The sequence below is a fragment of the Micromonospora sp. NPDC002411 genome, from assembly GCF_053592955.1.
Map to the genome: position 1 here is coordinate 1 of NZ_JBSFBM010000206.1, position 12,391 is coordinate 12,391.

Consider the following 12,391-nt stretch of genomic DNA (forward strand, 5'->3'; position numbering starts at 1 on the left):
GATCCCGACGGCCGAAACGCCGCCGCTCCTGCCTGGCAACGGCTGTGCGGGACTGGTGCGCATGGTGCGGGCTGCTGGTGGTCGCGGCCCGCACGCCGTCCTGAGCAGCAGGACAGGGATCACCTCCATACCGCGACCGATGCACGGATTGAGGTGGTTTCCGGGGGGTATGCGCGCCTCTACAGGTCGCATCCCCGGACTTCCGTGAGCCGGAATGGCTCAGCCGAGAGGCGACCCAATACGGAGGTTACCCGTGACTCAACTAGCAACCCGAGAGGCCGCGCAGGCCAGGCAGGAAGACGTCCGACGGCGAGGGCGCCGGCTCGGCTGGATGAGTCTCGGTCTGGGCGTGGCACAGCTGGCGGCACCGGACGCGGTGCGCCGGATCAGCGGGGTGGACGACTCCTCGACCTCCCGGGCGGTGGTGCCGCTGGTCGGGGCGAGGGAGTTGGTCCATGCGGCCGGGCTCCTGACGAGCCGGCGCAAGGGCATGTGGGCGTGGACCCGGGTTGTGGGCGACGCAATGGACCTGGCCTCTCTCGGGGTGGCCATCGCTAACCGCGGCGGGCACCGCCGGCGTCGCCTCGTCGGTGTCACCGGCGCCATCGTCGGGATCACCGTGGTGGATCTGCTGACCGCCATGCAGGCCACCCGCGTGCAGAGGATGAGTTCAGCGCCGGCGGTACGAGGCTCACGCGAAGGAGGACCCATGGAGCTGACAGCCACGACAACCATCCGCAAACCCCCGCCCACGGTCTACGCGTTCTGGCGTGACCTGGACAACCTCCCCACGTTCATGGCACACCTTGAGAAGATCCGCGCCACCGGCGACCGTACGAGCCACTGGTCCGCCAGCGCGCCTTTCGGCAAGAACGTCGAGTGGGACGCGGAAATCATCGACGAGGCACCCGGGGAGAAGATCGCGTGGCGGTCCACCGGTAATGCCGACGTGCCGAACGCCGGCACAGTCCGGTTCGCGCCCGCCCCGGATGGTGTCAGCACCGAGGTGCACGTCGTCATGTCGTACGACATCCCGGGCGGCGCGGTCGGCAAGGTGGTCGCCAGGTACTTCGGTGAGGAACCGCACCAGCAGCTCGACGACGACCTTCGCCGGCTCAAGCAGGTGCTGGAGACCGGCCAGGTGGTCCGATCCGAGGGCGCCCCGTGGGGCAAGCGGGCCCGCAAGGAGTTCCCGCAACGTCCGGCGCAACCGCTGTCGGATTCCGAGCTCGCGAAGGGGGCGGATGCGTGAGGGCGAACACCTGGGCGGGCCGCAACAAGGTCAAGGTCCGTGACGTACCGGACCCGAAGATCCTCAACGACCGCGACGCCATCGTACGGATCACCTCCACCGCGATCTGTGGCTCGGACCTGCACCTGCTAGACGGGTACGTGCCCACGATGCAGGACGGCGACGTCATGGGTCACGAGTTCATGGGCGAGGTGGTGGAGGTCGGCCGGGGCGTCGACCCAGGTCGGGTACGCGTCGGGGACCGGGTCGTCGTACCGTTCCCCATCGCTTGCGGCGCGTGCGGCGCCTGCGCCGCCGAGCTGTACTCCTGCTGCGAGAACTCCAACCCCAACGCCGGGATCGCGGAGAAGATGTTCGGCCACCCGGTCGCCGGAATCTTCGGCTATTCGCATCTGACCGGCGGCTTCGCCGGCGGTCAGGCGCAGTACGCGCGGGTGCCGTTCGCCGACGTCGGTCCCCTGAAGATCGAGTCCGACCTCACCGACGAGCAGGTGCTGTTCCTCTCCGACATCCTGCCCACCGGCTACATGGGCGCCGAGATGTGCGACATCCAGCCCACCGACGTGGTGGCGGTGTGGGGCGCCGGCCCGGTCGGGCAGTTCGCGATGGACAGTGCCCGCGCGCTCGGCGCGGCGAAGGTCATCGCTATCGACAAGGAGCCGTACCGGCTGCAGATGGCCGAACGGGCGGGCCACACGCCGGTGAACTTCGAGGATGTCGACGTGCGGTCCCGGCTGCTCGAACTGACCGGTGGGCGGGGACCGGACAAGTGCATCGACGCGGTCGGCATGGAGGCCAGCCACGGTGCCGCGCACGTGCACGCCTACGACCGGATCAAGCAGGCAGTCCGCTCGGAGACTGAGCGCCCACACGCACTGCGGCAGGCGATCCTGTCCTGCCGCAGCGGCGGCATCGTGTCGGTCATCGGCGTGTACGGCGGCTTCCTCGACAAGTTCCCGGCCGGGGCGTGGATGAATCGGGCGCTGACCCTGCGTACCGGTCAATGCCACGTGCAGCGCTACATGAAACCGCTGCTGCAGCGCATCGAACGTGGGGAGATCGACCCGACCCGGGTCATCACCCACACCCTGCCGCTCGACCAGGCAGAACGCGGCTTCGAGATCTTCAAGAACAAGCAGGACAACTGCGAGAAGGTCGTCCTCAAACCCTGACCACCACCCGCATCCGGCCACCGCGGCACGCCCGGTGGCCGGATGCGGCGTCTGTCCGCGGGCACCGATCTTCTGCGGCACCCTGCAGTCGCAACCCCGGCTCTCCATCTGTTTGCCATAGACGACCCTGGGTAGGCGCAGGCGGTGAGCGCGCCAGACGCAGACCTAGGCACCCGGTCAGACACCAGCCGCGCGGTGGCGTTCAGCGACGCCATCTTCGCCATCATCATCACGTTGCTGGTCTTGGACCTGCGGGTGCCGGACGTTCCTCCCGGCCGCCTCCTGTCTGGCCTGCTCAACCAGTGGCCGTCGTACGTCGCGTATCTCGCGTCCTACTCGTACGTGGCCGTCGTCTGGCTCAACCACAAGGCGGCGTTCAACCGCATCAAGCAGGTCGATCGCGGCCTGCACTGGATGAACCTGTTCGTGCTGTTCAGCACGGCGCTGCTGCCGTTCCCGACAGTCGTCGTGTCGGATGCGTTGCAGGAACACAACAACATGGACCAACGGGTCGCCGTCGCCTTCTACGCGTTGATCGGCGCGTTGCTGTGCGCGACGTGGCTGGCGTTCTACCACTACCTGGCTCGGAACCCCGACCTGCTGAAGGAACAAGTCAAGGACGGCTTCTTTCGCGTCGAGCGAGTCCGCGCCCTCACGGGGGTCGTGCTGTATGTCCTCGCCGGCTTGGTCGGCTACCTGGTGGCTCCCTTGATCGGCCTGGTCATCTTTCCACTTCTGCCCGTCTTCTACGCCATCACCAGCGCCGGCCTGTACCAGTTGCGCGTGACCCGAGATATCACCCACCGGCCTCCGCCACCAGCCTGAGGGCGGACGAACCGCTTCCCCACTGGGCAACCGATCCGAGGCGCCTCCTCCAGCAGCCGTTCACCCGAGCGATCACAGGGCGCGGCCAGCCTGAGGCTATGAAAACCAGACCCATCCACTGCGCCAACAACGGCGTCCGCAGATCGATAGTGCGGTGCAGATCGCGGCCTGCCGACTGCATCCGGCCGAGAACATCGTCGAACTCGAACAGTTCGGCATCCTCACCGAAGCCGTCCCGCTCAAAGCATGGGCGCCCAAGCACCGGGTATCCACCCGGGCATGGGTAGCCAACAGCGTAATAAGCATGACAGCGGCGGCGAGTCGGCGCGGGGCCGCCGGCACCCGGGCAGCGGAGCACGGGGTCGGCAGGGGGCCACGGTGGAGCACTCGCCGAATCAGCGGCACGAGCGCACTGCGACCGGATCAGCCGGCACCGAGCGCGACCACAGCCGGTCGAAGGCGGCCCGGGAGGGGCGGGTCAACCGCCAGGGTACGGCCTGACCCTCGATTACCCTCCTCCCCGCGCTCGTCGGTCAGCTCGGCACCTGCCCGTCTGCCGGCAGCAAATGCCGTACAGCCGGCTGACGGGATGCTCCCGAGCCCCATCCTCGGTCTCCCGATTGACTGACCCTGCGGTAGGGGGAGAGGCTTTCGATGATGGTCGCGCTGACGCGCGGCCAGAACGGTGGGTCGTCTCCAGTTGACCAGGCCGATCAGTGACGGCACCATCGTCCCGGCTTCCAGAGCTGCGAGCCGGGCCGCCACGGGCGTCCGCTCGTCGGTACGACAGGACGGCGCCGGACGCGCAGTCAGCGGCAGATGTACACGTTGGGGACGACCCCGTGCAGCTGCGGATGAGCGCGATGTTTGCTCGGTCCGGACGGGATGCGAGGCTGAAGGCGTGGCCTCCCGATCGGCGTACACGTGGACAAGCCCCGGCTGCCCGGCGGCTTGGTACGCACCGTGAACGCGTCGGTGTATCTGAAGACCGGCGAATGCGCGGTGGAGTGTCACGGAGCCGGGCCCACCCTGCGGCAGGTCGATGACGTCCTCGCCCAGGTGGAGATTGTCGCCGGGTTTCTCGACTCGTACCCCCCGGACGCTCGCCAGGCCCTGAGCCGGCGCCACACCCGCCCGCCGGTGACGCCTGTATGAGCTTGGTGTCGGCGTTCGTACCGATCTGGATCCTTACCGCCCTCGGCTACGCGGCCTGTCGTTGGGGCCTGCTGGGCGAGGCGGCGGCCTCGGTGCTCGGCCGATTCGTGTTCCATCTTGCGATGCCGTCCGCCCTGTTCCTGGCTCTGTCCCGAATGCCGCTGTCCGGTATCGCCGGCCGCCCGCTGCTCGCCTTTGCAGTGAGCACGGCCGCGGTCGTCGGGTCCGGGTGGGTCGGCGCGAGCTGGCTGTTCGGTCGCGAGCCCGGCGAACGGCCGATCTGGGGCATGGCCGCCGGATACGTGAACTCGGCGAACCTCGGCATCCCGATCGCCACGCAGGTACTCGGCAACGTGTCGTTCCTGGCGGAGGTGGTGCTGCTGCAGGTGCTGGTGGTGACGCCCGTGATCCTGGTCGCCCTGGACCGGCACAGCGATCCGGCCGGGCGGGTACGGGTCCGCCGTATCGCCTCCCTGCCGGTACGTAACCCGGTGATCCTGGCGTCGCTGCTCGGTGTCGTCTGCTCGGCTACCGGCCTGCATCTGCCGTCGGCGGCCGGCGCACCGCTCACCCTGCTGTCGGGCGCCGCGGTTCCGACAGCCCTGGTCGCGCTCGGCGCGTCGCTGCACCGCACGGGGCCGTCGCGGGCCGAGCCGACCCAGCTGACCGAGCTGCCCGTGATCACCGCGCTGAAGCTCGTCGCACAGCCGGTCATCGCGTACACGGTCGGGCTGGCCCTGCACCTATCCGCGCCACAGTTGCTCGCCGTGGTCGTGTGCGCGGGCCTGCCGACAGCGCAGAACACGTTCATCTACAGCCAGGAGTACGGCGTCGGCGAGACGGTCGCCAACCGGGCGGTGGTGGTGACCACAACGCTGTCTCTGGCCACCCTGGCCGCAGCGGCGGCGTTGCTCGGGTAGCCGAACGCGCAACGTGAGACCTTCAGCTGGGACGCGGTCGCTACGTCGGCATACCTCATGCGGACAAGACATCTGACGTGCTGCCGTCTTGTCACCTCGACTGTGAGCCCGACGTCCGGCTCTTGGCCGCTCAGCACGCCCCGCTCACGGACCAGACGCAGCGCTGGCTACTCACGCTACGCGACGACCCTATTGAGGAAGGATCCGTGCGTCAGGCCGCAGCCGCGCGTCTCAACGGGCACTGAAGCCGCACACACCCTCATATTCGCTTCACGACCCAACGATCCCTACGAGGAGTGCCGGAGCAAGCTTCCGCCCATCAACATGAGCGGGCGCTGTGTTTGGTGGTGCTGGGTAGACGTCAGCGTGGCGGCGAGGCCTCTTCCAGTGGTAGCCCATGGGCTCGGGTCGTGTCAGAGACGGCAACGCCGAGCAGGACGGCGACTGCTGCTGCGGCGACCCCGAGGGGCGGTAGGCCGACCATGATCGGTGCCATGGCCGCGAGGACGAGAATCCCGATCGGCCGCGGCCAGGACACTCGGGCGAAGGCCACGTACTCGAATACTGAGCGCCCGGCGAGGTAGAGCGCAGGCCCTCCGAGGATGGCTCCGACCCAGGCGGGTTTGGCGTCTCCGGATGGATCGATCAGGACGAGTTCGGAGCCGGCTGAGCTGGCAAGGATGCCGGACACCATGAGCAGGTGTGCGAACTCGGCCAACCGACCGAGCCGGCCGGGGTCGGCGGATGCCGCGATGGCCTCGCCCAGAATTTGGCCAGCTCGATAGAAGTAGATCCGCCACAGCAACACCGTCGTGAGGAACGACAAGGTAAGGGCCATCATTCGTTCAGCCACGATCGGACCGCGGAGAAGACTCGATCCGGAGGTCAGGATCGTCTCGCCAAGCGCGACAATGACAAGCTGCCAGTAGCGTTCGGCCAAGTGCTCGCCCGCGACGGCCCACGGTGACACCCGCGAGCGACCCAGCCCCGGGACCGGCCAGCCGAGTCTGGCCCCGAGGTAGTCGATTGCCAGGGCCACCGTCCACAGCGAATTGCGCGTCACCTCGGGAGCAAAGGCTCCGGCGAGCCACGGTACGGCCGACGCGCCGAACCAGATGAGCGCCAACATATTGACGCGGCGCAGATTATGACCGCGCACGATCCCTACGAAGAAGAGGGTGCGGCCTACCTGAATCGCGACATAGGTGCTCGCGAAGAGCAGGCCAGTCTCGGCGAGAGCCCCCGAAATCGCGACCGCCATGAGAAGGCTTCCGTACATCGTCGCAACGACAACGAACTGGATCGGCGGCTGAAACGGATCGAATCTGCTGGTCACCCATGCCGTCTGGGTCCAGATCCACCATAGCGCCAGAAGCAGCAGCAGAGTCTCGCCGTTCTCCGCGAGGGAGGTGGTCAACCGCTCCGCGACATGACCCCTGGTGTAGTCCAACACCAACTCGTGCACAATCCGGGTGAGCGCGAAGACGTAGACGAGGTCGAAGAACAGTTCCAGAAAGGTCGGCCGCTGCGGACTCTCACGCCTGCGCAGAAGATTGGCCACTTCATTCCTCGTCACCCGGGCCGCCCGCTTCGTCGGCTAATCGCTGAAGCAGTCGTACCACGTTGCCGCAGCGCCCACGGATAAGATGCAACCGCGATGACCAAATAGCCTGACGGCCGACGAGGGCTGCACCGCTCCCAGCGCCGCCCTCTCCCGAAAAGCCGACGGCTGGCTGACCGACGTGCTACGCGGCTTCCCGGCAGGGCCCGCCGGCAGCGGGCAACGACTACAGGACGCGGCAGCACCGGCCGGCCGACCTTCTCGATCGCTTGGGCGACGTCGCTGAATCGGCCTCGCTCCCGCTGGTTGCGCCGCCATCCCGCAGTAACCGCCACCGCCCAGCGGAGCCGGCGCTCTCACCCATCCGTTGCCTCGAAGGTGCAACGGGAAGCAGCTGGTGAGGTGCTGGGTCAGGATCGCCGGATCCCGACGTCGCCGCCCGCTGCGCCTACGACGAACGACGGCAAGGCCCGGTCCCGCACGTCAGCTGATGAGACGACGCGGCTTGTCCCGTGGTTCGCGGATGCTGTCGATGATGCGGGTCCAGTTGTCGCCACCGTGCCCATTCTCGATCGCATGCCGATAATGCGCTCGCACGGCCAGGGGAAGCGCGAGGTCGAGGCCCAGTGTCGTGCTGGTCTCGACGATGTGGTCGGCGGTCGCGCCCATCATGGTGACAGTGCTGAGATCGCCGGGGTGTTCTCCGGCGTCCAGCGCGGCGCCGGGGGTTTCCTCGCCGGCGCGGAGAAGCGCGCACGTGACGTTGATCAGCGCGTCGGATCGAGCTGTCAGGCGTACGAGGGCCGATGCGGGTCCAACAGCTCGGTGATGCGGCCACGGTCAAGGATTTCGATGAGTGCGTTGGTACCGCGTTCGACCTTGACCGCTATCTCCTCAGGATGCAGAGGGATCAGCGCGAGCAATGCGATTCGGATGCCGCCGCCGACGTCGATCGTCCGGGCCTCTGGCGGCACCCGCAGCATCGGCGTGACGACGACTCCGGCGAACGGGGTGTCCGCAGCGTACGGCTGCGCGGGGTCGCCGTTCGGCACGGAATGCCATTCGCCGATCCAGGTTCCGTACTCGTGCGGTAGCCGAGCTACCTGCTTGAGGGCCCGCAGCGGCCACCCGGTTTCGTCGCCGATCCCGGCTACCTCGGTCAGTGGCCAATCTGCCGGCAGGCTCAGCATCAGTTCCGCGTACGGGCTGATGTCGTGGCCCTCCGGGACTGCCATCGGCAGCTCGCTCATCCCAGAAGTGATCAGCGTCCGGTACGGGCGCTCCTCGGTTGGGGCCACGACATAGACATGCACACCGACCAGGTGCGAGGCGATCTCGTGGTAAACGAACTCGACGGGCCCGAAGTGTTCCTCGATGTGTCGGTCGATGGCGTCGGCGAAGGCCTGCTGCGGTCCCTGCGCCGGCACGAACCCGTCGTGCAACGACTGATGGCGGAGGACTCCTGACCCGCTCGGCTCGTCCATGGCGACGCAGCCTATGCAAGGGCCCGACGAGGGCGCGACCGGGGGCACGCGCATCGGCCATGAGCGGGCGTCGACGACCTGTGAACCCAACCACGGGTACTGACGCTCCCGTGCGCGGACCACTCCTCCAACCTGCGCAAAATCCACTCCCACCCGCGCCGCCACTGGTAGTCGCGAAGGGCGACGGACACTCGGCACCCACGCGCACGGTCGACGGCCAAATCCGGATGTCGGATCCTGGCGGGGCCAGGCATCATCATCGCGTGGATGCCCGCCGAGTGATCGTCCTGGTCGATGACCTCCGCTCGTTCGTGGATGGCCGTAGCGCCGCGGTGGCCCGTACCAGTGCTGCCGGAGTTGAACTCCTCGATCGGTACCGGGGCCGCCGCCTGGACGAGCTGTGGTTGGACCATGACCTCGGCGGGGACGACACGATCTGGCCGGTCGTGGAAGTCCTGGAACGGGCTGCCTTCGACGAGCGCCCCTTTGACGTCGGCGTCATCAACGTTCACTCCGCCAACCCGGCGGGCGCCGCAAAGATCGCTCAGGTCCTCCGACGCTGGGGGTATCGCGTTCACGTCGCCACGGGCTCCACGGACGTCGGCTATGTCGACAGCCGTGCGTGAACTGACCGGCACGAACGCCCGCCGGACGGCTGTCACACTCGGGCAGCGGCTCACCACGACCACCCCGTAACCCCCAATTGGCGAGGAGAAGACGATCGACAACTCGGACACGATCACCCTGTGGAGGCCCACCGGACAGGCCGAACGTGACCTCGTCGCGGAGTCGGGTTGGCGGTCGTGGCCACCACGCTTGGCGGACCAGCCGATCTTTTACCCCGTCCTGAACCGCTGGTACGCCACGAAGATCGCCCGCGAGTGGAACGTGCCCGCCGAGGGAGTCGGCTACGTAACCCGGTTCGACGTCCAGCGGTCGTACCTGGACCGTCACGAGGTTCATCAGGCCGGTGGCCGCGACGTGCTGGAGTACTGGATCCCCGCCGAGGAGCTCGCCGACTTCAACGCCCACATCGTCGGCGCCATCATCGAGGAAGCCGAGTACCGCGGCCCGGTGGACGACCAGGAGTTCACCGACGCCGACAAGGCCCTGGGCCGACCTCTGCCGGCCGCTTGGCGCACCTACCTCCAAGGCGAGTCGTGGTTCCGGCGAGGCTGGATGTCCAGCGGAGCCTACGTATGGCTCAACTCCCCGCGCGAGATGCTCGAGGTGCATGACGCATGGGACCAGGCCACCGATGAGCATCCCGGCATCGCGATCATCGGCGGCGACGGCTCACGCGAACAGCTCGTACTCGACCTGCGCAGCGAACCCGCACCAGTACTACTGGCCGACATCACCAGCAGTGGCTGGGAGAGCGCGACTCGGCAAGCTAGCGATGTCAGCCAACTCATCGACCGCATCGAAGCAGGCACCTTCGAGTTCACCTTCGAGGTCTAGCGGACATCACGCAGCTCCCGGCAGACGCCACGTTGATGCATCATGGTTTCCCATGTTCGTGAACCAGCGGCAGTTCCCTTTCCTGGCCGAGCTTCGGGCACGGTGGGATGCCATCCGGGATGAATGCCTTGCTCTTCCGCTTGACACCTACCAGCCGTGGGTCCAACGCGAGATGTACGGCCAGGGCTGGAGTGTCTATGGACTTGTCGCCTTCGGGGATCGGATCGAGGAGGCCCTCGAGGCATGCCCGAACACCGCCTCCGCGTTGACGAAGGTCCCTCACCTGACGACCGCTGGGTTTTCTCGGATGGCTCCTGGCACCCACATCAAGCCACATCAGGGATGGGTTACCACCGTTTACCGCGCGCATCTCGGGCTCGTCGTGCCGCAGGACTGCGCGCTGCGAGTGGGCGACGAGACTCGACAGTGGCGCGAGGGCGAAACCTTCGTCTTCGACGACACCGTCACGCATGAGGCGTGGAACTTTGGCACCAGTGACCGCGTTGTGCTCCTGTTCGACTTCGTCCGTCCCGGCTGCGAGGACATGCAGCAGGATGAACCGCCGGCCTCGGTGGCCGGCTTCGTACGGCGACGCGGACGACGTTCAGGTCCCGACCGGTGATGGCGTCGCCCTGCACCGCGAACAGGATCACGATCGTGAACAGCAGCCCGTAGAAGCGGCCGGGCCGATACGGGGGCAGGAAGCGGGCGTCGTACCAGGTGCGGCCCTTGGCGCGCGCCTGACCAGACCCTATGAGCAGGGCTAGCCCGCTTGGCTGCGCCTGGACACCGACGCCGGGGGTGCCAACCGCACCACGGGCGGGAGCGGCGAGACATCCGGGGAGGCTTGGAATGCCGAGATGGCGAGTGCGGCGAAGCGCCGGGAGGCGGTGACCTGGGTGGTCGGCGAGGTCGCGTGGATACCGCTGTTGGCCATGAGCACGAGGAGGACGTCGTCCAGGACAAAGTCGGGGCGCAGACGCCCCGTTTCCTTGGCGCGGCGGGCCAGTTCGTCGATCGCTCTGAGCGCGTATTCACGGCGCGCCTCGAAATCAACCGCATTGGGAAAGGTCGAAATGAGAGCTGCGGTAAAGCCTCGATCGCGTGCGTGCAGTTCACACATTTTCTCGATCACAAGACAGAAACCGTGCCATGGATCCAGATCGGCAAGACCCTCGTCGACAACGGCGCGACACGCGTGCATCTGTTCCGCGAATGCCTCGGTGACCAGCATCTCCTTGGTCGGAAATCGGCGGTACAGGGTGGCAGGTGCAACCCCGGCGCGTCGGGCAACCTCCCGCATGGGCACATCCAGGCCGTCAACGGCGAAGACCGCGCGGGCGGCCTCGATGATGCGCTCGCGGTTGTCCAGGGCGTCGGAGCGAAGGGTGTGAGGCAAACGATCGGTCACGGCTCTCACTTTAGCGAGGCGGACAGCGGCGTGCGTTAGCGTCCGCCTGCATGAGGGCTTTGCAATTTTCGAAGTACGGTCCCGCGAGTGTCCTTGAGGTCTCCGAGGCACCGGAACCGCACGCCGGACACGGCCAGATACGGGTGGCGGTTCGGGCCTCGGGTGTGAATCCGGCCGACACATACGTCCGCGCCGGCCAATTCCAGGACTGGATTCCGCTCCGCCTGCCGCACGTGCCCGGCGTCGACGCCGCCGGCGTGGTGGATGAGGTCGGTGACGGGGTGACCACCGCTCGGGTAGGCGATGAGGTTTTCGGGATAACGGACTACGCCCAGATGGGCGGGGCGAACGCCGAATACGCCGTCTTGGCCGCGTGGGCACCGAAGCCGGCCGCCCTGACCTGGGAGCAGGCCGGCGGCGCGGCGGGCAACATCGAGACGGCCACCCGAGTACTCGACCGGCTGGGCGTCAAGGACGGCACTACGCTGTTGATCGAGGGCGCGGCCGGCGGGGTCGGTACGACCGCGATCCAGCTCGCCGTCGCTCGCGGCGCGGCCGTCATCGGCACGGCCAGCGAGCGCAACCATGAGTTCGTCGCCTCGCTCGGGGCGATCCCGACCACCTACGGTCCCAGACTGGCCGAGCGGGTCCACACTCTGGTGCCCAGCGGGGTCGATGTCGTACTCGACTGTGCCGGCTCTGGCTCCATACCCGACCTGGTCGGCCTGGTCGCGAACCCGGACAGGGTGGTGAGCATCGCCGACATCAACGCCACGGCCTACGGCGTGCACCTGTCGCGCGGCTCTGGCCCCGGCGCGGACACGCCGGCTCTCGAAGGAATCGCTGCCGCCGGCGAACTCGCCGAACGAAGTCGTTTCACAGTGCCGGTCGCTGCCGTGTTCTCTCTGGAAGAGGCGAACGCCGCCCACGAGTTGAGTGAGTCCCGCCATGCACGGGGCAAAATCGTGCTGAAGCCGTAGGGCACCCGACCCAGCGTCTGTCCGCCTGACCCGAGCACGCGCGGCCAGGGCGAGCACCAGGACGGTGTCGGCCGGAAGGCACCGACACAGCAGGAAGCGGCCCCCGATGCCGGTTGTGGGTCCGGGGCCGCAACCCACGGTGACGGGCGCGTCATATAGGTCGATCCAAC

Annotated in this window: 12 protein-coding genes; 8 read left to right on the forward strand and 4 right to left on the reverse strand. The window is 67.5% G+C overall.

Annotation, left to right across the window (positions count from 1 at the left end):
• The first annotated feature begins 331 nt into the window (after window positions 1-331).
• The 4 genes from ACWCO3_RS22645 (at window position 332) to ACWCO3_RS22660 (ending at window position 5,324) form a co-directional block, all read left to right on the forward strand.
• Window positions 332-1,252: an SRPBCC family protein gene (locus ACWCO3_RS22645; protein ID WP_244311628.1), complete on the forward strand. Its 921-nt coding sequence runs from the start codon at window positions 332-334 to the stop codon at window positions 1,250-1,252.
• Window positions 1,249-2,424, forward strand: a complete 1,176-nt coding sequence (locus ACWCO3_RS22650; protein WP_145780057.1) for a zinc-dependent alcohol dehydrogenase — start codon at window positions 1,249-1,251, stop codon at window positions 2,422-2,424. Before ACWCO3_RS22645 ends, ACWCO3_RS22650 begins: the two co-directional genes overlap by 4 nt.
• 195 nt (window positions 2,425-2,619) lie before the next feature.
• Window positions 2,620-3,249, forward strand: coding sequence for a TMEM175 family protein (locus ACWCO3_RS22655; RefSeq protein ID WP_145780056.1), 630 nt, complete (start codon window positions 2,620-2,622; stop codon window positions 3,247-3,249).
• A gap of 1,151 nt (window positions 3,250-4,400) precedes the next feature.
• Window positions 4,401-5,324, forward strand: coding sequence for an AEC family transporter (locus ACWCO3_RS22660; RefSeq protein ID WP_450011878.1), 924 nt, complete (start codon window positions 4,401-4,403; stop codon window positions 5,322-5,324).
• A gap of 361 nt (window positions 5,325-5,685) precedes the next feature.
• Here the strand turns inward: ACWCO3_RS22660 and ACWCO3_RS22665 are convergent, their stop codons facing one another.
• The 3 genes from ACWCO3_RS22665 to ACWCO3_RS22675 form a co-directional block, all read right to left on the reverse strand.
• Window positions 5,686-6,885, reverse strand: coding sequence for a low temperature requirement protein A (locus tag ACWCO3_RS22665; protein WP_450011880.1), 1,200 nt, complete (start codon window positions 6,883-6,885; stop codon window positions 5,686-5,688).
• Between the two features lie 483 nt (window positions 6,886-7,368).
• Entirely contained in the window at window positions 7,369-7,677 is a 309-nt protein-coding gene (locus tag ACWCO3_RS22670) for an imine reductase family protein (protein ID WP_450011888.1), read from the reverse strand.
• On the reverse strand, window positions 7,674-8,369 hold the full coding sequence (locus ACWCO3_RS22675; protein WP_145780051.1) for a suppressor of fused domain protein: 696 nt from the start codon (window positions 8,367-8,369) through the stop codon (window positions 7,674-7,676). Before ACWCO3_RS22675 ends, ACWCO3_RS22670 begins: the two co-directional genes overlap by 4 nt.
• 263 nt (window positions 8,370-8,632) lie before the next feature.
• On the opposite strand from ACWCO3_RS22675, the gene ACWCO3_RS22680 reads away from it, so the two are divergent.
• The 3 genes from ACWCO3_RS22680 (at window position 8,633) to ACWCO3_RS22690 (ending at window position 10,452) form a co-directional block, all read left to right on the forward strand.
• Complete coding sequence (locus ACWCO3_RS22680) at window positions 8,633-8,995, forward strand: cyclic-phosphate processing receiver domain-containing protein (RefSeq protein ID WP_450011882.1); 363 nt, start codon at window positions 8,633-8,635, stop codon at window positions 8,993-8,995.
• Between the two features lie 190 nt (window positions 8,996-9,185).
• Window positions 9,186-9,830: a hypothetical protein gene (locus ACWCO3_RS22685; RefSeq protein WP_450011884.1), complete on the forward strand. Its 645-nt coding sequence runs from the start codon at window positions 9,186-9,188 to the stop codon at window positions 9,828-9,830.
• A gap of 52 nt (window positions 9,831-9,882) precedes the next feature.
• The gene (locus ACWCO3_RS22690; RefSeq protein ID WP_145780050.1) at window positions 9,883-10,452 is read left to right on the forward strand and encodes an aspartyl/asparaginyl beta-hydroxylase domain-containing protein; all 570 of its coding nucleotides are present in this window, start codon (window positions 9,883-9,885) and stop codon (window positions 10,450-10,452) included.
• Between the two features lie 141 nt (window positions 10,453-10,593).
• Here the strand turns inward: ACWCO3_RS22690 and ACWCO3_RS22695 are convergent, their stop codons facing one another.
• Window positions 10,594-11,241: a TetR/AcrR family transcriptional regulator gene (locus ACWCO3_RS22695; protein WP_145780049.1), complete on the reverse strand. Its 648-nt coding sequence runs from the start codon at window positions 11,239-11,241 to the stop codon at window positions 10,594-10,596.
• A 50-nt stretch (window positions 11,242-11,291) separates the two neighbouring features.
• Here ACWCO3_RS22695 and ACWCO3_RS22700 point away from each other — a divergent pair, with 50 nt between their 5' ends.
• A complete protein-coding gene (locus ACWCO3_RS22700) occupies window positions 11,292-12,221 on the forward strand; it encodes an NADP-dependent oxidoreductase (RefSeq protein WP_145780048.1) in 930 nt (309 codons plus the stop codon).
• Window positions 12,222-12,391 lie beyond the last annotated feature (170 nt).